This is a genomic window from Corallococcus sp. M7 (genome assembly GCF_054512695.1).
Map to the genome: position 1 here is coordinate 3,290,001 of NZ_CM137252.1, position 23,558 is coordinate 3,313,558.

Annotated in this window: 18 protein-coding genes and 2 rRNA genes (1 of these 20 only partly in view); 12 read left to right on the plus strand and 8 right to left on the minus strand. The window is 68.1% G+C overall.

Annotation, left to right across the window (positions count from 1 at the left end; genetic code table 11):
- From ACX114_RS13380 to ACX114_RS13400, 5 genes are all read left to right on the plus strand, one after another.
- Nucleotides 1-2,374: ribosomal RNA gene (locus ACX114_RS13380) — 23S ribosomal RNA — on the plus strand; it begins 593 nt to the left of the window's first position.
- A 181-nt stretch (nucleotides 2,375-2,555) separates the two neighbouring features.
- Nucleotides 2,556-2,672: ribosomal RNA gene (gene rrf / locus ACX114_RS13385) — 5S ribosomal RNA — on the plus strand.
- 367 nt (nucleotides 2,673-3,039) lie between these two features.
- Nucleotides 3,040-5,802 carry a protein kinase domain-containing protein gene (locus ACX114_RS13390; RefSeq protein ID WP_459298154.1) on the plus strand — a complete coding sequence of 921 codons (2,763 nt, stop codon included), beginning with the start codon at nucleotides 3,040-3,042 and terminating at the stop codon, nucleotides 5,800-5,802.
- Nucleotides 5,803-5,918: 116 nt separating this feature from the next.
- Nucleotides 5,919-7,289, plus strand: coding sequence for a KamA family radical SAM protein (locus ACX114_RS13395; protein ID WP_459298156.1), 1,371 nt, complete (start codon nucleotides 5,919-5,921; stop codon nucleotides 7,287-7,289).
- On the plus strand, nucleotides 7,289-8,524 hold the full coding sequence (locus ACX114_RS13400) for a KamA family radical SAM protein (protein WP_459298158.1): 1,236 nt from the start codon (nucleotides 7,289-7,291) through the stop codon (nucleotides 8,522-8,524). Before ACX114_RS13395 ends, ACX114_RS13400 begins: the two co-directional genes overlap by 1 nt.
- A 49-nt stretch (nucleotides 8,525-8,573) precedes the next feature.
- Here ACX114_RS13400 and ACX114_RS13405 read toward each other — a convergent pair whose 3' ends face one another.
- The 3 genes from ACX114_RS13405 to ACX114_RS13415 form a co-directional block, all read right to left on the minus strand.
- Complete coding sequence (locus ACX114_RS13405; RefSeq protein ID WP_459298160.1) at nucleotides 8,574-9,155, minus strand: hypothetical protein; 582 nt, start codon at nucleotides 9,153-9,155, stop codon at nucleotides 8,574-8,576.
- Between the two features lie 63 nt (nucleotides 9,156-9,218).
- Nucleotides 9,219-9,554, minus strand: a complete 336-nt coding sequence (locus tag ACX114_RS13410) for a hypothetical protein (protein WP_459298162.1) — start codon at nucleotides 9,552-9,554, stop codon at nucleotides 9,219-9,221.
- Nucleotides 9,555-9,592: 38 nt separating this feature from the next.
- On the minus strand, nucleotides 9,593-10,141 hold the full coding sequence (locus ACX114_RS13415) for a hypothetical protein (RefSeq protein ID WP_459298164.1): 549 nt from the start codon (nucleotides 10,139-10,141) through the stop codon (nucleotides 9,593-9,595).
- A gap of 114 nt (nucleotides 10,142-10,255) precedes the next feature.
- Here ACX114_RS13415 and ACX114_RS13420 point away from each other — a divergent pair, with 114 nt between their 5' ends.
- From ACX114_RS13420 to secF, 6 genes are all read left to right on the plus strand, one after another.
- The gene (locus tag ACX114_RS13420; RefSeq protein WP_459298166.1) at nucleotides 10,256-11,362 is read left to right on the plus strand and encodes a SpoIID/LytB domain-containing protein; all 1,107 of its coding nucleotides are present in this window, start codon (nucleotides 10,256-10,258) and stop codon (nucleotides 11,360-11,362) included.
- Between the two features lie 52 nt (nucleotides 11,363-11,414).
- Complete coding sequence (gene queA / locus ACX114_RS13425) at nucleotides 11,415-12,503, plus strand: tRNA preQ1(34) S-adenosylmethionine ribosyltransferase-isomerase QueA (RefSeq protein WP_459298168.1); 1,089 nt, start codon at nucleotides 11,415-11,417, stop codon at nucleotides 12,501-12,503.
- 5 nt (nucleotides 12,504-12,508) lie between these two features.
- A complete protein-coding gene (tgt, locus tag ACX114_RS13430; RefSeq protein WP_459298170.1) occupies nucleotides 12,509-13,705 on the plus strand; it encodes a tRNA guanosine(34) transglycosylase Tgt in 1,197 nt (398 codons plus the stop codon).
- Between the two features lie 148 nt (nucleotides 13,706-13,853).
- Nucleotides 13,854-14,207, plus strand: coding sequence for a preprotein translocase subunit YajC (yajC, locus tag ACX114_RS13435; RefSeq protein ID WP_459298172.1), 354 nt, complete (start codon nucleotides 13,854-13,856; stop codon nucleotides 14,205-14,207).
- Nucleotides 14,207-15,979 (plus strand): protein translocase subunit SecD, encoded by a 1,773-nt coding sequence (gene secD, locus ACX114_RS13440; RefSeq protein WP_459298174.1) that lies wholly within the window; start codon nucleotides 14,207-14,209, stop codon nucleotides 15,977-15,979. The genes yajC and secD overlap by 1 nt, the downstream gene beginning before the upstream one ends.
- A 30-nt stretch (nucleotides 15,980-16,009) precedes the next feature.
- Complete coding sequence (secF, locus tag ACX114_RS13445; RefSeq protein ID WP_459298176.1) at nucleotides 16,010-17,179, plus strand: protein translocase subunit SecF; 1,170 nt, start codon at nucleotides 16,010-16,012, stop codon at nucleotides 17,177-17,179.
- A 66-nt stretch (nucleotides 17,180-17,245) separates the two neighbouring features.
- Here secF and ACX114_RS13450 read toward each other — a convergent pair whose 3' ends face one another.
- Nucleotides 17,246-17,830 carry an outer membrane beta-barrel protein gene (locus ACX114_RS13450; protein WP_459298178.1) on the minus strand — a complete coding sequence of 195 codons (585 nt, stop codon included), beginning with the start codon at nucleotides 17,828-17,830 and terminating at the stop codon, nucleotides 17,246-17,248.
- 170 nt (nucleotides 17,831-18,000) lie between these two features.
- On the opposite strand from ACX114_RS13450, the gene recJ reads away from it, so the two are divergent.
- Nucleotides 18,001-19,716, plus strand: a complete 1,716-nt coding sequence (recJ, locus tag ACX114_RS13455; protein ID WP_459298180.1) for a single-stranded-DNA-specific exonuclease RecJ — start codon at nucleotides 18,001-18,003, stop codon at nucleotides 19,714-19,716.
- 27 nt (nucleotides 19,717-19,743) lie between these two features.
- Here the strand turns inward: recJ and ACX114_RS13460 are convergent, their stop codons facing one another.
- From ACX114_RS13460 to ACX114_RS13475, 4 genes are all read right to left on the minus strand, one after another.
- Nucleotides 19,744-19,983 carry a YHS domain-containing protein gene (locus tag ACX114_RS13460; protein ID WP_120597215.1) on the minus strand — a complete coding sequence of 80 codons (240 nt, stop codon included), beginning with the start codon at nucleotides 19,981-19,983 and terminating at the stop codon, nucleotides 19,744-19,746.
- Between the two features lie 202 nt (nucleotides 19,984-20,185).
- Complete coding sequence (locus ACX114_RS13465; protein WP_459298182.1) at nucleotides 20,186-20,962, minus strand: hypothetical protein; 777 nt, start codon at nucleotides 20,960-20,962, stop codon at nucleotides 20,186-20,188.
- A gap of 11 nt (nucleotides 20,963-20,973) precedes the next feature.
- On the minus strand, nucleotides 20,974-22,269 hold the full coding sequence (locus ACX114_RS13470; protein ID WP_459298184.1) for a hypothetical protein: 1,296 nt from the start codon (nucleotides 22,267-22,269) through the stop codon (nucleotides 20,974-20,976).
- Between the two features lie 24 nt (nucleotides 22,270-22,293).
- The gene (locus ACX114_RS13475; protein WP_459298186.1) at nucleotides 22,294-23,085 is read right to left on the minus strand and encodes a hypothetical protein; all 792 of its coding nucleotides are present in this window, start codon (nucleotides 23,083-23,085) and stop codon (nucleotides 22,294-22,296) included.
- Nucleotides 23,086-23,558 lie beyond the last annotated feature (473 nt).

The following is a 23,558-nucleotide window of genomic DNA, read 5'->3' on the forward strand; positions in this document are numbered from 1 at the left end:
CAAGCCAGTGCGAGAGCGTACCTTTTGCATCATGATTCGGCGACTTAATATACGTAGCGAGGCTAAGCCGTTAGGTGGAGCCGGAGCGAAAGCGAGTCCGAATAGGGCGCTAAGTTGCGTGTATTATAACCCGAAGCGGGGTGATCTACACATGGCCAGGTTGAAGTGCGGGTAACACCGCATGGAGGACCGAACTCATGAAAGTTGAAAATTTCTGGGATGAGCTGTGTGTAGGGGTGAAAGGCCAATCAAACTCCGTGATAGCTGGTTCTCCCCGAAAGATATTTAGGTATCGGCTCGGGTAATTCAATGCCGGAGGTAGAGCACTGAAACGGCTAGGGGTCTCACCAGATTACCAAACCGTATCAAACTCCGAATGCCGGCAATTGTTATCCCGGGACGCAGTCAGTGGGTGATAACGTCCATTGGCAAGAGGGGAATAACCCAGACCGACAGCTAAGGCCCCCAAATCTAGTCTAAGTGAACACTAGAAAGGATGTGGCAGGTCATTGACAACCAGGAGGTTGGCTTAGAAGCAGCCATCCTTTAAAGAAAGCGTAATAGCTCACTGGTCAAGACAGGCCGCGCCGAAAATGTAACGGGGCTCAAGACTAGTGCCGAAGCTTCGGGTCATGCATGTTTGGCATGCATGGCGGTAGGGGAGCGTCCCAGTTGCAGCGAAGGTGGACCGAAAGGGCCGCTGGAGCGACTGGGAGTGCTGATGCCGAAATGAGTAGCGATAAAGGGGGTGAGAAACCCCCTCGCCGTAAACCCAAGGTTTCCTGGGTCAAGTTAATCTTCCCAGGGTTAGCCGGGTCCTAAGCCGAGGCCGAAAGGCGTAGGTGATGGCAAGCAGGTTAATATTCCTGCGCCATCTTGCAGACGTTGAACTGAGGGAGGACGGAGAAAGCTAGGCGAGCTGACCGGTGGTTGTGTCAGTCTAAAGGCGTAGGGGTGTCGCGTACGAATAAAGGCGCGGCAGTCATCCCCGAGACCCCATGGCGCCCCGCAAGGGGTAAGTCGCTGATGCTCGGCTTCCAAGAAAAGTCCCGCAGGGAGTCTGCAGGGTGTCCGTACCGCAAACCGACACAGGTGGGTGAGGAGAAAATCCTAAGGCGCTTGAGAGAACTCTCCTCCAAGGAACTAGGCAAATTTCCACCGTAACTTCGGAAGAAGGTGGGCCTCTGGTAGGTGTAGGCGTACAGCCGAAGCCGAGAGAGGTTGCAGAGAAATGGCGGTAGCGACTGTTTACCAAAAACACAGGACTCTGCGAAGGCGACAAGCCGACGTATAGGGTCTGACTCCTGCCCGGTGCTGGAAGGTTAAGGGGATTCGTCAGCCGCAAGGCGAAGCGATGATCCGAAGCCCCAGTAAACGGCGGCCGTAACTATAACGGTCCTAAGGTAGCGAAATTCCTTGTCGGGTAAGTTCCGACCTGCACGAATGGAGTAACGACTTCCGCACTGTCTCGGAGAGGGACTCAGCGAAATTGAAATAGCTGTGCCGATGCAGTTTACCCGCAGCAAGACGGAAAGACCCCGTGAACCTTTACTACAACTTGACAGTGACACTAGGGATTGACTGTGTAGGATAGGTGGGAGCCTTTGAAGCCGGGCCGCTAGGTTCGGTGGAGGCAACGGTGAAATACCACCCTGTTGATTTCTGGTGTCTAACCACGTCTCGTCAGCCGGGACTGGGACACTGTCTGGTGGGTAGTTTGACTGGGGCGGTCGCCTCCCAAAAAGTAACGGAGGCGCGCGATGGTTCCCTCAGCCCGATTGGAAACCGGGCGTCGAGTGCAATGGCATAAGGGAGCTTGACTGCGAGACCGACAGGTCGAGCAGGTGCGAAAGCAGGTCATAGTGATCCGGTGGTCCTGAATGGAAGGGCCATCGCTCAACGGATAAAAGGTACTCCGGGGATAACAGGCTTATCTCCCCCAAGAGTTCACATCGACGGGGAGGTTTGGCACCTCGATGTCGGCTCATCGCATCCTGGGGCTGGAGCAGGTCCCAAGGGTTTGGCTGTTCGCCAATTAAAGCGGTACGCGAGCTGGGTTCAAAACGTCGTGAGACAGTTTGGTCCCTATCTGCTGTGGGCGTAGGATACTTGAGAGGCTCTGACCTTAGTACGAGAGGACCGGGTTGGAGGCACCGCTGGTGTACCAGTTGTCTCGCCAGAGGCATCGCTGGGTAGCCATGTGCCGATTGGATAACCGCTGAAAGCATCTAAGCGGGAAACCGACCTCAAGACCAGGTATCCCGGGCGCAAGCCCCTGAAGACTCGTGGAAGACTACCACGTTGATAGGCTGGGTGTGTAAGCGCGGTAACGCGTTAAGCTAACCAGTACTAATAAGTCGAGCGGCTTACTTCCCCCATTCTCTTGCATGCCCCCTCAAGGGGAGTAAGGGACTCGGGGCCAAGGCCGAGGCCAGGACGTCATGCACGTCCGCCCGGAAGGCAGCTGTTTCAATTGCTTCTTCGACTTCTGTCCAAGAAGCTTCACTCAAGCGGAAGCTTGCAACTTACCCTTCGTATGCACCGTCATTCGTTTTTCCGGTGGCAATGTCGGAGGGGTCACACCCGTTCCCATCCCGAACACGGAAGTTAAGCCCTCCAGAGCCGATGGTACTCCGCGGGAAACCGCGTGGGAGAGTAGGTCGCTGCCGGATTCTTTTTGAAAGCCCCTGGTGCCGCAAGGCGCCAGGGGCTTTGTCTTTGCGGGCTTGTGACAGCCCCTCCGCAACCTGGCTTGAGCGCCGAAATGCGCTCGCCGGGGCTTCGGTGCCCGGAACCGTGGAGTGATTTCGCCCGGCGTACGCGGCGTCCTGCGCTCGCGGTAGGCCGCGCTGGGGCGACGTGGGCAGGCAGGTGGGTCAGTTTTGGGGCGAGGAGGCGCCAAGTTCTCGGATTCGTTGGGGAATCGCGTCGTCGTGGATGTTTGACCGCCGTTCCCACTGGATCTAGAGTCGCTGCTCCCCCCGGTTTGCGCACCGCCTGCCGCGGTCCGTACTCGCCGGCGCCGGGCAGCCCCGCGAGATGAAGAAGCCGACCTTCTTTGGGAAGTACCTGCTCCTCGAGCGCGTCAACGTCGGCGGTATGGCCGAGGTCTTCATCGCGAAGGCTTTTGGCGTCGAAGGCTTCGAGCGCATCCTGGCCATCAAGAAGATCCTTCCGACGATGGCGGAGGATGACGAGTTCATCACGATGTTCATCGATGAGGCGCGGATCAGCGTTCAGCTGAACCACGCCAACATCGTGCACATCCACGAACTCGGGAAGCACGAGGACACGTACTTCATCGCCATGGAGTACGTGGCGGGCCGTGACGTCCGCACGCTCCTGGAACGCTACCGTCGCCGCAAGGAGATCATGCCCACCGCACAGGCGGTGTTCATCGTCTCCAAGATGTGTGAGGGCCTGGACTACGCGCACCGCAAGAAGGACGCGCGCGGCCAGGACCTGCACATCATCCACCGCGACGTCTCTCCGCAGAACATCCTCGTCTCGTACGAAGGCGAGGTGAAGATCATCGACTTTGGCATCGCCAAGGCCGCCAACCGTTCGCAGAAGACGCAGGCCGGCATCCTCAAGGGGAAGTTCGGCTACATGAGCCCGGAGCAGGTCCGGGGCATGCCCATCGACCGGCGCAGCGACATCTTCGCCGTGGGCGTGCTGCTCTACGAAATGCTCACGGGCGAGAAGCTCTTCGTGGGCGAGTCTGACTTCTCCACGCTGGAGAAGGTGCGCAACGCGGACATCCCGCTGCCGCGTGAGTTCAACCCGAACATCTCCGCGGGTCTGGAGAAGGTCGTCCTCAAGGCGCTCGCGCGCGAGCCCGAGGACCGCTACCAGTGGGCGTCGGACCTCCAAGAGGACCTGATGCGCTTCCTCCTCGCGGGGGACGCCATCTACTCGTCGAAGCACCTGTCCGGTTTCATGAAGGAGGTCTTCGCCGAGGACATGCTCCGCGAGGCGGAGAAGATGGAGCGCTACGCCTCCGTCGAGCGCCCGGACCAGATCGAGCATTCGGGTGTGACGCTGCCGCCTCCGGTGGCCGCGCCCCCTCGTGCGACCGCGCAGAAGAAGTCGCCGGCACCGTCTGCCACCGGTTCTCCCGTGGGCCGCGCCTCCACGGCGCCCGCACAGCCCGCGCCTGGCTACATCCCTCCGCCCAGCGCTGAAGAGCTGGCGGAGATGGATGGCGCCGCAGACAAGACGCAGATCGTCGACTCCACGCACACGTTCCGCGCCCCGGAGACGCGCATCGCGGATAGCAGCGTCGTCGTGGACGACAGCATCACCGGCCGCTCGGAGAATCCCATCGACCGGGCCGGACACCACACGAGCGCCTCTCCCTACGCTCAGGACGAGGGACGAGGCGGCAAGGGCAAGAGCGGCCCCAAGTCCCAGGTCATCATCGGGGACGAGGGCGGCGAGGCCTACGCGGGCGCGACCATGATTGGTCCGGCTCCGACGGCGCCGCCTTCGCGCTCCCGCGGTGGCTCGGCGGCTCCCGTGCTGGAGGATCCCGAGGAAGAGGAGACCACGGGCAACATCACCGTCCCGGTGGGCTCCCGCCACAACGGTCTGCGCGCCCAGGCGGCCGAGGAGGACCCGGACGGCGCCTACGACGACCAGGGCGATGGGTACGAGGGCGACGGCCAGGACGACTACGGCGACGAAGGGCAGGACGCCGAGGAGCCGCCCTACGACGACGAGGCCGATGAGCCGGCGACCATCCCCCAGAAGGCTTCCAAGATGGCGAAGCCGGCTCCTGCCGCCAAGGTCGAGAAGGCCAAGGCGCCCGCGGGCCCGAAGAAGCCCCTGCCCAAGCCCGCCATCATCGGCATGGCCGCGGGCGCGGCGCTGCTCCTCCTTGTCGCGGTGATCTTCGTGGTCCGGGGTTCGTCCACGGGCTCCGTGAACTTCGTCGCGCCCGTGGGCGCCACCGTCCTCGTGGACGGTGAGGCCGTGAACGCCAATCAGGTCATCGAGCTGTCCGCGGGCATCCACAACGTGACCGCGTCGGCCCCGGGCTATCAGCCCGTGACGCAGCAGATTGAGGTCACCGCAGGCCAGGCGGCGGCCCCCATCCTGCTTAGCCTGAAGGCGGATGCGAAGCCTTCGGAGCCCAAGCCCCCAGAGCCCAAGGAGCCGCCGCCCACGGCGCCGCCGGTGGTGGAAAACACGCCGCCGCCCACGCCGCCGGAGACGCCTCCGGAGAAGCCCGTCGAGCCTGCCGCTCCGAAGACGTTCACCGCCCTGTTCGAGGGACAAGAGGGCGCGGAGATCTTCGTCGACGGCAAGTCCCTGGGCAAGCTGCCCGGCGCGAAGCACGGCGACCTGGAGATGGGCAAGAAGTACACGTTCACGGCGAAGCGCGCGGGCTTCAAGCCGTTCACCGGCGACTTCACGTCCAACGGGGACACCGAGGTTCGCGTCGCCGTGGACATGGTGGAGGAAGCGCCGCCGCCCGAGCCGAAGCCGAAGCCCCCGCCTCCGGAGCCCAAGCCCAAGCCTGCCGTGGTCGCGACCCCGAAGCCTCCTCCGGAGCCCAAGAGGCCCGCCGCCACGGTGATGGGCAAGTTCGCCTGCAGCACCGCTCCGACGGGCGCTCAAATCTGGGTGGATGGAAAGAACACGGGGCGCGTGACGCCCGTGACGCTGGGCAATCCGTTGTCGCTGCCGGTGGGCAAGCGGAAGGTCGTCTTCAAGCTCAACGGCAAGTCGACCAAGCCCCAGGTGGTCGTCGTCGAGGCAGAGGGCGTGGCCAAGCTCATCGGCGTCAAGGTGGAGTGAACGGACGCACTGCGCCATCGGGCATCTTGTGCCCCTGGCGATTGTTGAGCAGGGATGTCAGGGGGCAGGCTATGACGCCTCGCCCACGACGCTCCTTACGTTGAGGTGATGTGTTCATGAGCACGACGTCCACTCGAGGCAAGCCCGACGCTGGCCCCGCGCAGCAGCCTTTCACCTATCCCCTTCGCAAGGAGTTCGTGGAGCCCGACTGGCGGCGCATCCCGGGCTACAAGGACGTCACCGCGGCGGAGTGGGAGAGCTCGGTGTGGCAGCGCAAGCACACCGTGAAGAACCTGCGCGAGCTGCGGGCGACGCTCGGGGCGCTGCTGCCGGACGACCTGGCCGCGAGCATGGAGTTGGACCAGAAGGAGCGGGCGACGATGTCCATCCTCGTCCCGCCCCAGATGCTCAACACCATGGACCTGGACGACCTGTGGAACGACCCGGTCCGCAAGTACATGCTGCCGGCGCTCGCCGACCGCCGGACGGACTGGCCCAACCACCCGCGCGCCAGCCGTGACAGCCTCCACGAGGCGGACATGTGGGTCGTCGAGGGCCTGACGCACCGCTATCCGACGAAGGTGCTGGCGGAGATGCTGCCCACGTGCCCGCAGTACTGCGGCCACTGCACGCGCATGGACCTGGTGGGCAACGACGTCCCGCAGGTGTCCAAGCACAAGTTCGCGACGGGGCAGAAGGAGCGCTACGAGCAGATGCTGGACTACCTGCGCCGCACGCCGACCGTGCGCGACGTGGTGGTGTCCGGCGGCGACATCGCGAACCTGCCCATCCAGGCGCTGGAGCCGTTCGTCAGCGCGCTGATGGACATCCCGAACATCCGCGACATCCGCCTGGCGTCCAAGGGGCTCATGGCGCTGCCGCAGCACTTCCTCCAGGACAGCGTCCTGGCGGACCTGGACCGGCTGGCGAAGAAGGCCGTGGAGCGCGGCGTGGACCTGGCGCTGCACACGCACGTGAACCACGCGCAGCAGCTCACGCCGCTGGTGGGCAAGGCGGTGCGCAAGCTGCTGGACATGGGCTTCCGCGACGTGCGCAACCAGGGCGTGCTCCTGCGCGGCGTGAACGACAGCCCGAAGGCACTGCTGGACCTGTGCTTCACGCTGCTCGACCACGCGAAGATCCTGCCGTACTACTTCTACATGTGCGACATGATCCCCAACAGCGAGCACTGGCGGCTGTCGGTGGCGCAGGCACAGAAGCTCCAGCACGACATCATGGGCTACATGCCGGGCTTCGCCACGCCGCGCATCGTCTGTGACGTGCCGTTCGTGGGGAAGCGGTGGATCCACCAGGTGGCGGAGTACGACCGCGAGCGCGGCATCTCCTACTGGACCAAGAACTACCGCACGAGCGTGGAAGCGAACGACGCCGGCGCACTTGATCGCAAGTACGAGTACTACGATCCCATCGACACGCTGCCGGAGTCCGGCCAGGCGTGGTGGCGGGATCAGCCCAAGGCGGCGTGATGGATTCCTCCGTGGGCGCGACAGCGCCCCTGTCGTCTCCCCGTCCCTCGCTCAGTGCCGAGGGGCGGGCCCGGTTGTTTCCCTCCGCGACCGACGCGGAGTGGACGGACTGGCGCTGGCAGCAGCGTCATTCCGTGCGCAACCTGGAGCAGCTGGAGCGCTACGTGCGCCTGACCCCGGAGGAGCGTGCCGGGGTGCAGGAGACGTCCTCGCTGTTCCGCATCGGCATCAGCCCGTACTACCTGTCCCTCATCGACCCGGAGCACGCGTCGTGTCCGGTGCGCATGCAGTCCATTCCGGTGCGCGCGGAGGCCCGGGTGCGGCCCGGGGAGCTGGCGGATCCGCTCGGCGAGGACAAGACGCGCCCCGAGGAGTGCATCGTCCACAAGTATCCGGACCGGGTGCTGTTCCTGGCCCTGGATACGTGTTCGGTCTACTGCCGCCACTGCACGCGGCGGCGCATCACCAAGGGCGGTGAGGCGGAGCTCACCAAGGACCAGATGCGCCGGGGCATCGACTACGTGCGCAACCACCCCGAGGTGCGCGACGTGCTCATCTCCGGCGGAGACCCGTTCCTCCTCAGCGAGGAGCGGCTGGAGTCGCTGCTCGCGCCGCTGAGCGAGATTCCGCACGTGGAGATGATCCGCATCGGGACGCGGGTGCCGGTGGTGCTGCCCATGCGCGTCACCGACTCGCTGGCGCGCCTGCTGCGCCGCTACGCGCCCGTCTACGTCATCACCCACTTCAATCATCCGAAGGAAGTGACGCCGGAAGCGCGCGAGGCGTGCGAGCGGCTGGTGGACCATGGCGTGCCGGTGGAGAACCAGGCGGTGCTGATGCGGCAGCTCAACTCGGATGCGCGCATCATCAAGGAGCTGTCGCACATGCTCCTGCGCAGCCGCGTGCGGCCGTACTACCTGCACCAGATGGACGTCGCGGAAGGCTGCGAGCACCTACGCACGCCCATCGCCAAGGGGCTCGAAATCCTGGAGCAGCTTCGCGGGCACACCAGCGGGCTCGCGGTGCCGCACCTCGCGGTGGACCTGCCGGGTGGGGGAGGGAAGGTCACCCTCCAGCCTGACTACGTCATCGAGCGGGGCGAGCGGGAGACCCTGTTCCGCAACTACAAGGGCCAGACCTACGCGTACCCGGAGCCGGAGGAGACCGACTGCTCCTGCCCGTACGACGAGGTGTGGCAGGCGCGTTCGCGCGAGTTGGGCGTCCGAGGCCGCTGAGGGCTCCTGGGGCCGCTGAGGGCTCCGGAGTATGCCGGGCGCCGTGGGGCTACCTGCGGCGCCTGGAGGCCTTCTTGCTCATGCCCTTCGCCGTGCCGGCGGTGTCGCCAATCTCCACGGTCGGCGCACCTGCCGTGCTCGAGCTGTCCAGGCTGCCGTCGACGTCGACGGAGGGCTCCGCGCCGTCCGCGGACTCCAGCTCCACGGGGTCCGCGTCGCTGAAGCCCTGCTGGATGTGGACCTCGCCGTCGCCCTTGCGCTTCTTCGCCTCGGCTTCCTTCTCGGCCTTGGCCTTGTCCTCGAGCCGCTTGGCCTCGTTGGCGGCGCGCTGGTTGTCCTCGGGCGTCATCCGGGCCGTGAAGGTGGCGTAGTCCTTCGCGGAGACGCCGTGCTTCTCCAGGACCTTGGCGGCTTCCTTCTGCTGGGCGCGGATGGACTCGCCGCGCTCGGCGTTGCTCATCTCCGACGGCTTCCGGTTGCCGAACTCCTCGTTCACCTTTGCCTGGGCCGCGGCCTCATCGCGCTGGATGGCCGCCACCTTCTCCGGCGACAGGCCTTCCTCCTCCGCGAGGGCAGGGGTCGCCAGAACAAGCGACGAGGCAGCGAGCATCAACGAGAGACGGGTGGTCATGGGGAGGCTCCTCAATCCGACCCATCATAGGCACGGACTCAGCGCCCACGCATGGCGGGTTCTTCAGGGCGCCTGACACCGCGTGCAGCCGTCATTCGCTCCCGCGCACTGCTCGCGGGCCCTGGCGCAGCGCGGCGGGAGGTCGTCCCGGTCCGCCTGCTGCGCCACGAGGCCGCAGAGCTGCTCCGCCGTGGCGCACGTCCGCGTGGAGACGTCGCACTGTTCCGCGCAGGTCAGGTCGTCCCCCTGCTCGCGGGCGCGGAGCTCGTCGAGGCGCGCTTCGATGCCGTCGATGGCCGCGTCGTCGTCCCCGGCCACCCGGGTGTCCACGTGCTTCGCGCAGCCTGCCAGCGCGATTGCCGCGATGAAGAGGGCCAGCCATGACCGGGTCGCTCGCATGGGCCTACCCATATGCGCCCGCTCGTGGCCGCGTCCAGTCAGCGGCGTTCGGGGGAGCGCATGCGGCGCTCGGGGCGGGGCTCCGGCTCAGGGGGGCGGCTCCAGTAGAGCCAGGCCGTCAGCGCCAGGAGCGCGGCCACGGCCAGCCTCCGCAGCCATTCCTCACGCGCCCGTCCGGGGGAGTCCGCGTCGGCCTGGGCGGCCTTTTCCAGCGCGGCCTCCACTTCGGGCCCCAGCGCGTGCATCCGCCGGCACAGCCAGGCCACGGGCGCGAGCGGCACCGGCACGGGCGCGGTGTCCTTCTCCACGGCCATGGCCAGCATCCGCTCCCAGGCGGTGGCCTCCTCCGGGCTCTCCGGGTGCCTCGCGGGCTGGCCCAGTTGAAGGGCCAGGGCCACCGCGGAACGGAGCAGCAGCACCGAGAAGGCGTCGCTTGAGATCCCGTACCAGGCCGCGCACTCCGCCTGGGTGCGGCGCTCCACGAGCCGGCGCACCAACACGGCGGCCGTGCGGGGCTCCAGCGCGCGGAGGGCCTCGGAGAGGGCCTCGGGGGACAGGCGGGCGACGTCGGGGACGGAGGCGGTCACTGGGCTCCATTCTGCGGCATCCGGCCGGGGTTTTCGCGGGCTCCTACCAGGGGCATGTCCTGGCTTCCGGCCGATTTCTTGAGGCGGATCGCCCCGCCCCTAGACTGTTGGACCATGTTGCAACGTGTGGCACTGCTGCTGCTCCTGCTCGCGTCGTCGCGGGCGTTCGCCGTGGAGACGATGCGCATTGCCATGGACGACCCGGGCGACGAGGTCCGCGTGAGCGGCCGGGGCCTGGGCTTCGGCCCCGATGCCGAGGATGGCGCCTATGTCGCCGTCCCCTCCGGACAGGCCACCGTGCGCCGCCGCAACGGCAAGCTGGAGGTCAACGGGGCTCCTGTCCTCGAGGACTCCATCCGCTTTCGTGGCGGACTGGAGGCCACCGACGCGGGCGGCCCCGGCAACGAGCCCCTGAAGGCGGGCAGCGCGCAGGTGCGCGGCGACGTCGTCGTGCGCCTGTTCAAGAACAGCCTCCAGCTCATCAACGTCATCCCCCTGGAGGACTACCTCGCGGCGGTGCTCGGCAGCGAGATGCCCGTGTCCTTCCCGCTGGAGGCCCTCAAGGCCCAGGCCGTGGCCGCGCGGACGTACGCGCTGCAGAAGAAGCTGGACGCGTATGGCGCCGCCTTCCACATGGGCAGCAGCGTGCTCCACCAGGTGTACGGCGGCGTGAACCGCGAGGACGCCAAGACGCGCGCCGCCGTGGAGGCCACCCGGGGCGAGGTGCTCACGTACGACCTGGCCCCCATCGAGGCGTACTTCCATGCCTCCTGTGGCGGGCGCACCGAGTCCGGCCAGGACGCCCTCCAGCGGAACCTGCCGTACCTGCAGCCCGTCGACTGTCCCTGCGGCAAGCTGCCCGCCAGCCGCTGGTCCGCGACCCTCTCCGAGGCGGAGCTGCGCGGCGCGCTGAAGTCCTCGCCGGGCGGCATGCGCGTCACCGGCCGCACGCCCACGCACCGGGTGACCCGCGTGACGCTGTCGGATGGCACCGGGGTGGACGGCGTGACGTTCCGCCGCAAGCTGGGCTACACGCGCCTCAAGAGCCTGGACTTCGACGTGGAAGCGTCCGGCAAGAACTACGTGTTCACCGGACGTGGCTTCGGCCATGGGGCGGGGCTGTGCCAGTGGGGCGCCAAGGCCCTCGCCGACCAGGGCAAGACGTACCGGGAAATCCTTTCCCACTACTACCCGGGCGCCGAGTTCCAGCAGCTCTACTGACGCCCTCGGCGGTTTCCGTGAGGGCGCGGGGGCTGCTACAAGCGCCAACCCCGTGTCGTCCCTCCTCTCCGACTACGATTTCGAGCTCCCCGAGGCGCAGATCGCCCAGGCCCCGCTGCCCAACCGGGACGCGTCGCGCCTGATGGTCGTCAGCCGCGCCACCGGCGCCTGGAGCCACCAGCACTTCACCGACCTCGCGGACCTGCTGCGCGAGGGTGACCTGCTCGTCCTCAACGACGCTCGCGTCATCCCCGCGCGCCTGCTGGGCCAGAAGAGCGGCACCGGCGGCCGGGTGGAGCTGCTGGTCGTCCGGCCCGCCGCCGCGGCCACGCTGACCTCCGCGGCGCTCGGGGGCGCCCCTGAGTCGCTGGAGTGGGTCTGCCTGGGGCAGGCGTCCAAGGGGCTCAAGCCCGGCCAGTCCGTCACCTTCGCCGGGGGCCTGTCCGCCGAAATCCTGGAGGCCCTGGGGGGAGGGGAGTACCGGGTGCGCTTCCATGCCGCGCCGGGCACCTCGCTCGCCAGCCTCCTGGACGCTGCGGGCCGGCTGCCCCTGCCTCCTTACATCACCCGCGAGCCCGAGGCCGCGGACGCCGAGCGCTACCAGACCGTGTATGCCCGCGCGTCCGGCGCCGTGGCCGCGCCCACCGCCGGCCTGCACTTCACGCAGGAGGTCTTCGCGAAGCTCGCGGCGAAGGGCGTCCGGCGCGCGGAGGTGACGCTCGACGTGGGGCCCGGCACCTTCCTCCCCGTGCGCGAGGAGGTGCTGGACAAGCACCACATGCACCCGGAGCGCTTCACCGTGCCCCAGGCCACCGCTGACGCCGTGAACGCCGCGAAGGCGGAAGGCCGCCGCGTGGTCGCCGTGGGCACCACCGTAGTGCGCACGCTGGAGTCCGCCACCGACCCGGACACGGGCAGGCTGCGCGCAGGCCCCGGCGAGACGGCGATGTTCATCCGGCCCGGCTATGTCTTCCGCCAGGTGGACGTGCTCCTCACGAACTTCCACCTGCCGCGCTCCACGCTGGTGATGCTGGTGAGCGCGCTCCTGGGCCGTGAGCGCACGCTCGCCGCGTACCAAGAGGCCGTGCGCGCGGGCTACCGGTTCTTCAGTTACGGCGATGCCATGTTGGTGAAGGAGTGAGTGCCGTGGTCGACGAGCAGGGCAGGGAAAAGGGCGAGAAGGGCGATACCCGCGTGCCCCCGGGGCTGGTGCGCTTCGAGCTGTTGCACGAGGACCAGAGCGGCACCAAGGCGCGCCGCGGCCGGCTGAACACGCCGCACGGTCCCATCGAGACGCCCATCTTCATGCCCGTGGGCACCGTGGGCAGCGTCAAGGGCGTGGGCCCGGACGACCTGAAGACCCTGGACGCGCAGATCATCCTGGGCAACACCTACCACCTGATGCTGCGCCCCACGGACGCGCTCGTCGGTGAGATGGGCGGCCTGCACCGGTTCATCTCCTGGGACCGGCCCATGCTCACCGACAGCGGCGGCTTCCAGGTGTTCAGCCTGTCGGAGAAGCGGAAGATCACCGAGGAGGGCGCCGCGTTCCAGTCGCACCTGGACGGCTCGCGGCACTTCCTGTCGCCGGAGCGCTCCATCGAAATCCAGGAGACGCTGGGCGCGGACGTCATCATGGCGTTCGACGAGTGCCCTCCGTCCACCGAGGACCGCGCCTACCTGGAGAAGTCCCTGGCGCGCACCACGCGCTGGCTGCACCGGTGCGTGAAGGCGTGGAGCCGCGAGCGCTCGTCGCTCTTCGGCATCGTGCAGGGCGGCCTGCACGACGACCTTCGCAAGCGCCATGCAGAGGAGGTGTGCGCGGTGGACCTGCCCGGCTACGCGCTGGGCGGCTACTCCGTGGGCGAGGCGCCCGAGGCCATGCACGCGGGCGTGGCCTACTCGGCGCCGCTGCTGCCCCGGGACAAGCCCCGCTACCTGATGGGCGTGGGCACGCCGCTGGACCTGGTCACGTGCGTGGAGCACGGCGTGGACATGTTCGACTGCGTGCTGCCCACGCGGTGTGCTCGCAACGGCCTGCTCTTCACCTCGGAGGGCAAGCTGGTCATCCGCAACGCGGCCTACGCCAAGGACCCCCGGCCGGTGGACCCGGCGTGCTCCTGCTACACCTGCCGCAACTTCAGCCGGTCCTACCTGCGGCACCTGTTCGCGGCGGGAGAAATCCTGGCGATGCGGCTCAACACCCTGCACAACCTCCACTACTTCCTGGACCTGATGGCCCAGGTGCGCCGCGCCATCGCCGAGGACCGCTTCGCCGCGTTCGCTCGCGACTTCCGGGCCAAGGCCGTGGCGCAGGAGGCCGAACGCAAAAGCGGCCGGTGAGCGGGCAACGGGTTTGCCGCGCTTCCGGCGTTCACTTGCTCACATGGGGCGCCCTTGCTAAGAGGCCACCCTTTCGGATGTTTTGACCCCACCCGTACGCCGGGTCGGGGCCTTTCCGAGTCCTTCCTCCCAAACGACGAGGCAGTACGTGGCTGACAGTTTCCTGATTCTCGCGCAGGCCGGGGCTGGCGGTTCCCCCCTGGGGACCTTCGGCTTCCTCGCCGTGCTGGTGGCCATCATGTACTTCGTGATGATCCGCCCCCAGCAGAAGCAGCTCAAGGAGCACCGCAACCTGCTCGCGGGGCTGAAGAAGGGCGATGACGTCGTGACGTCCGGCGGCATCCTCGGGCGCATCCACCAGGTGGACGAGTCCACCGTGACGCTGGAGATCGCCAGCGGGGTGCGCGTGCGCGTGCTCAAGACGGCTGTCAGTGCGAAGGGAACCGTTCCGGTGGCGGGCGCCCCGGCGGCGGCCCCCGCTGAGAAGAAGGAGGAGAAGTAATGGACCGCGGCTGGTGGTGGAAGTTCGGAATGATCGTCGCGGTGACGCTGGGAACGATCTGGTTCCTCGTCCCGACGTACTACTCGCTGGTGGTCCTGGACCGCAACGAGCGCAACAACATCGCCGTGCTGGAGCAGCGGCTGCCGGCGTGGGCGCCCCCCGCGAAGTACCGCCTCAACCTGGGGCTGGACCTGCAGGGCGGCATCCACATGGTGATGCGGGTGGACACCAAGACGGCCCTGCAGAAGCGCACCGAGCGCCGCGGCCAGCAGATCGCCACCTACGTCAACGACAAGAAGCTGGGTGAGGTGACGGCGGACACGGATCCGGAGCGGCTGCAGCTGGTGCTGACCGCGAAGGACCCGGGCACCATGGACGCCATCCAGAAGGAGGTCCTGGCCACCTTCACCGACTTCACCGTGGAGTCCCGCAACGGCGGCACGCTGGTGCTCAAGCCGGACGAGGGCCAGGTGAACCGCTTCCGCGACGAGGCCGTGGACCAGGCGATGCTCGTCATCCGCCGCCGCATCGACAAGTGGGGCGTGGCGGAAGTGGACGTGCGCAAGCTGGGCACGGACTCCATCCAGATTTCGCTGCCCGGCCGCAGCAACCCGGAGCAGGCCAAGGAGCTGGTGGGCACCACCGCGCAGCTGGAGTTCCGGATGGTGGACGACACCAACCCCCAGGTATTCGCGCAGATGTACGAGCAGCACCCGCCCCCGGCCGAGAGCAAGATCACCCTGGTGGAGGACGAGGGCTTCCCGCAGCTGTCCTCGCCCAACCGCGAGGCCCTGCTGGCGTACGCGAAGGACAAGACGCCGGAAGGCCGCGACGTCGTCACCGAGTGCGTGGCGAACCCGGTGAAGAAGAACGACTGCATCGCGTACCGCAGCTACCTGCTGGACAAGAACGTTCCGCTCACGGGTGAGAGCCTGGCGGGCGCGGACGCGTCCGTCAGCCAGATGAACGAGCCGGAGGTGAACATCGCCTTCGACCCGGCCGGTTCGCGTGAGTTCGAGAAGCTGACCGAGGCCGCGGTGGGCCGCCGGATGGCCATCGTGCTGGACGACAACGTGCACACCGCCCCGCGCATCAACGAGAAGATCGGCGGCGGTCGCGCGCGCATCACCATGGGCCGCGCCAGCGGGCGCAGCTTCGAGGAGTGGCTGGGCGAGGCGCAGACGCTGGCGCTGGTGCTCAAGGCGGGCGCGCTGCCCGCGCCGGTGACGGTGGGCGAAATCCGTCAGGTGGGCGCGACGCTGGGTGACGAGCTCATCAAGAAGGGCAGCCTGGCCGCGCTGGTGGGCCTGGCGCTCGTCGTGGTCTTCATGGCGGTCTACTACCGCAAGTCCGGCCTCATCGCGGACGTGGCGCTCTTGCTCAACGGCCTGCTCATCCTGGCGGGCCTGGCGTTCTTCAACGCCACGCTGACCCTGCCGGGCATCGCGGGCTTCGTGCTCACGCTGGGCATCGCGGTGGACGCGAACGTGCTCATCAACGAGCGCATCCGCGAGGAGCTGTCCCACGGCAAGTCCGCGCGCGCCGCGGTGGACCAGGGCTACGACCGCGCCTTCTGGACCATCTTCGACGCGCACGTGACGACGCTCATCGCGGGCTTCATCCTGTTCTTCACGGGAACGGGTCCGGTCCGCGGCTTCGCCACCACGCTCATCGTGGGCCTGCTGGCGTCGCTGTTCACGTCCATCGTCGTGACGCGCGTCATCACGACCTACTTCGTCCACGGCCGCAACGCGCAGTCGGTGTCCGTCTAACGGGCCTCCAGCGCCTTCGGGAAATCCGCCATGCAGATTCTCAAGCACAAGACGAACATCGACTTCATCAGCAAGCGCAAGCCGGCGCTCTTCATCTCCACGCTCATCAACCTGGCCATCATCGTCGGCATCGCCGCGGTGGGGTTCAACTTCGGCGTGGACTTCGCCGGCGGCACGGTGGTGGAGCTGAAGTACAACACGCCCACCACGGCCGAGCAGGTCCGTGAGAAGGCCCAGGCCGGCGGGCTGCACGACGTCAGCGTCCAGGGCGTGGGCGCGGCCGAGGAGAACTCCTTCCTCCTGCGCATGGGCGGCGTCACGCAGCTCACCGAGGAGAACGCCGAGCGCGCGAAGACGGCCATCCAGGGCCTGGGCGAGACGCGCAACGTCTACGCCGACATGGCCAACGGCATCGTGAACTTCCGCTCCGCGCAGCCCATGTCCGTGGAGGCCGTGAAGAAGGCGGTGCAGGACGGCGCGGGCATCGGTGTGCAGGAGGTGCGTGACCTGGGCGCGAACCAGGGCGGCACCGGCTACGACTACCAGGTCGTCGCGAGCGGCATGGCGGACAAGGTGTTCGCCGCGCTGAGCGCGGGCTCCGACAAGCCGAACTTCGAGCAGCGCCGCGTGGACTACGTGGGCCCGCAGGTGGGCAAGCAACTGCGCAACCGCGGCATCATGGCGCTGGTGTACTCGATGATCGCCATCCTCATCTACGTGGCGTTCCGCTTCGACTTCAAGTTCGGCCCGGGCGCGCTGCTCGCCATGGTCCACGACGTCATCATGGTGGCGGGCTACTACCTGGTGAGCCGGCGCGAGTTCAACCTGACGTCCATCGCCGCGCTGCTCACCATCGTGGGCTACTCGGTGAACGACACCATCGTCATCTACGACCGCATCCGCGAGGACATGGTGAAGTACAAGGGCAAGGCGCTGCCGGAGATCATCAACATCGCCGTCAACGACACGCTGGGCCGCACCATCCTCACCTCCGGCGTGACGGCGCTGTCGCTCATCGGTCTGCTCATCTTCGGCGTGGGCGAAATCTTCGACTTCGCCATGGCGATGCTCGTGGGCATCCTCGTGGGTACGTACTCGTCCGTGTACATCGCCAGCCCGCTGGTCATCTGGCTGGACGAGCGCGCGCACGCCCGCGAGGGCCACTCCGGTGGCGCCAAGCAGGAGCCGAAGACGGCCTGAGCTGTCTGACGGCTTGAAGTGACGAGGGCCCTCCTCCCCACGCGGGAGCGAGGGCCCTTCGCTTTTTCAGAAGCGCGCGCCCAGCGTGAGCGACGCGTCCATCAGACCGCCGCCGTTGTCGTCCGTGCTGGTGACGTTCGCGAAGTCCTGGTCGATGAGGAGGCGGTAGGTGCCTCGCACGCCGGCGGTGAGGCCTCCGGTGTTGAACTCCAGGCCCACCGCGAGGGGCACCTCCTCCATCAAGTCGGAGTCGTAGAGCCCCGCGCCCGCGCCGCGCACGTCCACGTAGGACAGGCCCAGGCCCACGCCCGCGAAGGGGCGCACCGCGGTGAGGAAGGGCGGCGACACCTTCACCAGCGCGCTGCCGCCGTTTCGCACCAACGACGGCGTGTCGAAGAGGCGGTTGTCGCTCACCTTGTTCTGCGAGCCCTCGTAGCCGACCTCGAAGCCGAGGAAGGTGGTGGGCTGGAGGTTGAGCGTCAGGCCCCACAGCGGACCGGTGCTGGCCAGGTCGCCCAGGTCTCCCGTGTAGTCGCCAATGCCGCCGCGCAGGAAGACGTTCACGTCTCCCTGCTTCTTCTGCGCGAGCGCGGGACCCGCGCACAACACGACGGCCGTCAGGGCACCGCCCTGGAGAAACCTGTGAAGCATGCGGACCTCCCTGTCCACGGGTGTGCACTCAAGCTGGGCACCGCGCACCCGCCGTGCAGGTTGGGGGCAGGAAGGCAGGCGAGCGCACGTCTGAACAAGCGTGCAGGAGGGTGGTGTGAGTGGGCGGGTTGGACTGCCTTGGTCGGACGTCTGAGGTACTGTGCTTTTCCATGCGGTGGTTGCTTCCAGATGTCGTCGAGCAGGAGGTCGGTTCGCTCGCGGGTGAGCTGTCGCTGCACCCGTTGGCGGCGAGGGTGTTGCTCCACCGTGGCTACCGGACGCCGGAGGCGGCGTCGGCCTTCCTGTCGGACCGGTTGGCGGACCTGCCGGACCCGTTCCGGATGAAGGGCATGGGCCCGGCGGTGGAGCGCGTGCTGCGCGCGGTGCGGCTCAAGGAGAAGGTGACGCTCTACGGGGACTACGACGTGGACGGCGTGTCCTCCACGTCGCTCATGTACCTGTTCCTCAAGGAGCTGGGCGTGGCCCCCGCCACGTACATCCCGCACCGCCTGGATGAGGGCTACGGCCTCAACCTGGGCGCGGTGGAGCGCATCGCGCAGGACGGCACGCGCCTCCTGGTGACGCTGGATTGCGGCATCACCTCCGTGGCGGAGATTGCTCGCGCGAAGGAGCTGGACCTGGACGTCGTGGTGGTGGACCACCACACGGTGCCGCCCACGCTGCCGCCCGCCACCGCGGTGCTCAACCCGCATCAGCCCGGCTGCGAGTACCCCACGAAGGTGCTGTGCGCCGCGGGCGTGGCCTTCAACCTCTGCATGGGCCTTCGCAAGCGGCTGCGCGACGACGGCTTCTTCGCCACGCGCAAGGAGCCCAACCTCAAGGCGCTGATGGACCTGGTGGCGCTGGCCACCGTGGCGGACGTGGTGCCGCTCACGGGCGCCAACCGCATCCTCGTGGCGCACGGCCTCCAGGAGCTGTCCCAGGGCCGCCGCCCCGGCATCCGCGCGCTGAAGGAGGTGGCCGGCCTGGAGCCGGACGCCTCCGTCACCGCGGGGCAGGTGGGCTTCCGGCTGGGGCCCCGCATCAACGCCGCGGGCCGCCTGCATGACGCGTCGCTGGGCCTGCAGCTGCTCTGCGCGGACTCCGTGGAGACGGCGCGCTCGCTGGCGCAGGTGCTGGACCGCGCGAACGCGGAGCGGCAGGGAATCGAGAGCAGCATCCTCACGCAGGCGCTGGCGCAGGCGGAGGAGCACAAGGACTCGCGCGGGCTGGTGCTCTTCGACGAGGGCTGGCACCCGGGCGTCATCGGCATCGTCGCGTCGCGCGTGGTGGAGCGCTATCACCGGCCCACGGTGATGGTGGGCGTGAAGGACGGGGTGGGGAAGGGCTCGGCGCGCAGCATCGAGGCGTTCCACCTGTACGACGCGCTCACCGGGTGCTCGGACCTGCTCATGCGCTACGGCGGGCACAAGCACGCCGCGGGCCTCACCATCGACGCGAAGCAGTTGCCCGCCTTCCGCGAGGCCTTCGCGAAGATCGCCCTCCAGCGCCTGACGCCGGAGGACATGATTCCGCGCTGCCGCGTGGACGCGGTGGTGAACCCGGGCGACCTGGACGCGACGGCGGTGGAGTCGCTGCAGAAGCTGGGGCCCTTCGGTCAGGGCAACCCGGAGCCGGTGCTGGTGCTGCGCGGCCAGCAGGCCCGGCCCCGCGTGCTGCCCGCGAAGTCCGGGGCGCCTGGCGCGGGGCACCTGAAGCTGGCGCTCGTGGACGCTCCGGAGCTGGATGCCATTGGCTTCGGCATGGCGGACCGCGTGTCGCTGGTGGAGGGGCCGGTGGACCTGGCCTTCCAGGCCGGCTTCGACACCTTCCGCGGCCAGCGCAAGCTGTCCCTGCGCCTCAAGGACGTGCGTCAGGCCGCCTGACGTCCGTCCGAGGCTTGTGGGCCCGCGCTACGCGAGCCCCCAGCGCACCCGGCCTGGCGACATCAGCGCGCCGGCCCGCGCCAGCTCGTTGAGACGGAAGCGCTCCGCCTGACGCTCGAAGGCGGTGCGGCAGCCCTCCGAGCAGAAGAAGTACCGGCGCTTCTTGTACTCCGACGAGGGATGGCCCTCCGGGGCCTCCAGATGCCTGCCGCACACCGGATCCCAGTGCCGCGTGTTGCCCTGTCCGTGTTCCTGTTCGCCGTTCATCATCCACCTCCAGCCCGACGCCCCCGACTCCCCTGACTGGCGCGAATGTAAGCAGGGGGCATGCCAGGGGTCCATCTCCTTGGAATGCCAAGCAGAGGGGCGCTTCCGGGACGCGAAGGAGGGGAAAAAGTTCAGCCCCCGCCGCCGCTTCCCGGGTGGGGAAGGGCGCGGGGGCCGAAGGGACGTCAACCGGAGTGCGGTGTCAGAAGCCGACGCCGGCGCTGCCACCCAGGAAGAAGTCGTTGGCGTAGCCGCGCCGCAGGCCCATGGCCTCGACGCGGAAGGTGAGGTGCAGCGTGCGCGACAGGGCGGGCCGGCCGCGGATGCCCAGGCCGTACTGCACGACGGGCTTGAGGCCGTTCACCTTGGTCTCTTCCTCGCCCACGGTGATGCCGGTGTTCTGGTACGCGAGTCCACCGCCGGCCTGAAGGAACAGACCGAAGGGCGAGTCGCCGAAGCGGAACAGCCAGGCCGGCGCGAGCGTGAAGTAGTGAAGCCGCGTGTCCCCCTTGATGAATTCCGTGCCGTCACTGAGGCTGCCGTAGAGCCAGCGCAGGTCCGCGAAGAGGGCCTCGCGCAGGGTGGCGTTCTCCGTGAAGAACGTGCGGCCGAACTCCCAGGTGGCGCGCACGCCCAGGCCGGGCTTGTTGTCGGAGAAGTCGCCGCGGGCGCTGTCGATCATCAGCAGGCCGCCCGTCAGCTCCACCGCGACGCCCAGGTTGGGGTCGTCCAGGCGGGACATGCCGCGGAAGCCGTCGTCGTTGGTGGCCTCGGCGGCCTCGCGGAACTCGTCCGTTTCGTCCACCAGCCGGCGGCGGCGCTCGTAGGCGTCGTCGTCCTCCTTGCGCGCCTTCTCCTGGGCGCGGTCGGCCTCCTCCTCCGGGTAGGCGTAGGGGTCGTCGTCATCCGCGCTCTGGGCGAACGCGACAGGGGTGAAGAGCAGGCTGCCGGCGAGGCAGGCCTTGAGCCAGGTGTTCAAGGGAGCGGGCCTCACTGGAAGATGCTGGGGCAGGTGGTGCCGCCCGCGGCGCTGGGCGGGCAGAGGTTGTCGCCGATGAGGTCTTCGCGCGGGATCTGCAGGTGGTCCATGAACTCGTTGCAGACGGCCTTGCGCAGCTCCAGGTCGGAGATGTGCGAGATGATGGCGGCGGCGGGGACGGCCAGCGAGAACTGGGACTGATCGCCCAGCACCAGCTGGGTGTACTGGTAGATGCCCGGCTTGGCGGGGTCCGTGTCGTAGTACGCGGAGACGATGTCGCGCTGCAGCTGGGCCTCCTGGCCGGTGGAGCGGCCCGCCTGGTAGAGCGCGGTCGCCAGCAGCGTGCCCACCGTGTACTCGGAGCCGTCGGCGGAGAAGGTGTTCACGTCCTGCTGCTGCACGCGGGCGTACAGCAGCGCGCTCATGCAGCGGTCCCCGCGCGACAGGTCGCGCGCGTCCGTTACCCCGGCGAAGGGGCCGCCGTCGAAGGAGGTCGACATGAAGCGGGGGTCACACCCGCTGACGCTGCGGCAGGTGGCGCCGTAGGCGTGGTAGTCCGCCAGTCCCTCGTCGAAGGACTTGAGCACGTTGGCGCCCTGGCTGGGGACCTCCGAGGACCAGATGGACAGCGCCAGGGGCAGGGACTGGCCGGCGTACGCCAGCCGGTTGAACACCAGGTGGCCGTACTCGTGCGCCATCACCGCCGCGTTGAGGGGCAGCGGGGCGCGCTGGATCTTGTCGAACGGCAGCACCATGAACGACTGGAGCACCGGGTAGAAGATGGCGTTGTCGCGCGCCGGCTCCTTGCTCACCTGCGCCTGGATGAACTCCGGGAAGTAGTAGAGCGTCGGCGCGGGCTCGAAGGACGCGACCTTCACGTTGGCGACGGTGCGGAAGTACTCGTTGGCGCGCTCGAGGTTGTAATACGAGGTCACCATGTTCCAGGAGTGGAAGTCCGCGGGCCAGAGGACGTCCTCGCCCGTCTTCGCGTCCTTCTGGCTGATGTAGCTGGCCTTCACGTCGTGGCCGGACTTCTTGAGCAGCACGTCCGCGACGTTGTCCGCGGTGGCGTTCTGGAGCGCGGGGTCGTTCACGTCGATGACGATGCGCGCGCCACCCTGGAGGTCGCCGACGGTGCCCTTCAGGCCGACGACGTCCTCGATGGTGGTGAGTTCGACCTGCGTGGGGACGTACTGGCCATTGCTGGAGCGGGACAGGACGGAGACCTTCACGGGGGCCTCGCTGTCCGGCGCGCAGCCCGTGGCCAGGGCCAGCCCGACGGCGGCGGTGGTGACTGTTCGGAGCATGACGCCCGTTTTACTCCGGACCGCTCAGAACGTGTATTCCCCTCCGAGTGTGAGCAGGCCGGAGGTCTCCGGAGGCAGGCCTTCCGGCACGTCCCGCTGGAGGGCCACGGAGGCCCACAGCCGCACCGCGTCGCCCGGGCGCACCGTCCACCGGGTGGCCACCACGTGGGCCACGCCCTCTCCCGCCACGTACCGGGTGAAGGCGTAGGACAGCTGGCCCCGGAGGGCCGGGGTGAGGCGCCAGGAGAGGGACGGCTTCACGTCCCAGCGGACCGGGGCGGAGGGAAAGCCGGTGGTGGCGTTGACCTCGCCCAGGCGCCGGGCCACGGCCGCGCCCAGGTCGCGCAGCTGGCGGCGGCGCAGGAGCGCCAGGGCCCGGCGGGCGGCCACCCGGCTTTCGAGCTGGGCCTCCAGCTGGTCCGCCTCCGCGTCGGTGAACTGGCCCGCGGTGAGCGGGTCCTCGCTGTAGAAGGCATACCCCCCGCGCAGCCCCAGCTCCCACTGGCCCTTCCAGAGCAGCCGCGCGCCCAGCGTGGGGCGGGCCGACCAGAGGAGGTCCTCCCGGGCGTAGCGCTCCGTGGAGGCGCCGTCGGAGACGGTGAGCAGCTGGCGGCGCAGCGGGTTGCGGCTGACGCCCACGCCCGCGTCCAGGCCGTACTCCCAGGTGCCGAAGCCCGCCGAGTCCCAGGCCGCGCCCAGCTGCACCGCCTGGCTGCCGGAGCCCGTCCGGGCGGTGAGGCCGGGGATGTCGAGGCGGGGGCGCTCCTGGGTCAGCTCCGTGTCCGGAGGCCTTGGACAGCCCCAGGCTGACGGCACCGGACAGGAGCCAGTGCTCGCCCGCGAGGTGGTCCAGGCCCACGGAGAGCTGGTGGGTGGCCGCGGTGCCGGACTCCGGACGCACGCCGGTGTAGCCCAGCGTGACGAAGGTCGCCTCCCCCACGCCCACGTCGCCCAGCAGGCTCCAGAGGGCGTAGCCGTGGCCGCCGCTCGCCTCGAGCGTGACGGAGCTGTCCGCGGCCTCCGCCTGAGCGGAGCTCGCCCCCAACAGCGCCAGCAGCACCAGTCCGGCGCACCCGCCTCCGGGCCGGCGGCGGGTTTCCAGGTCCCCCTGCATGGAGGCATCAACCCCGGATCCGGTTCCGGGTTGCGGGGACGTGCGCGCCTGCCTGCTCATGCGCCCATCTTCCGAGGGAGATGGCGGTGAAAACACGGGGGCGCTCGGGCCATGGATTCCTTGACGCGTCGTTTCCACGATCCGCTATGGTGCCCGGCCTTCCTTCCCGAACCAA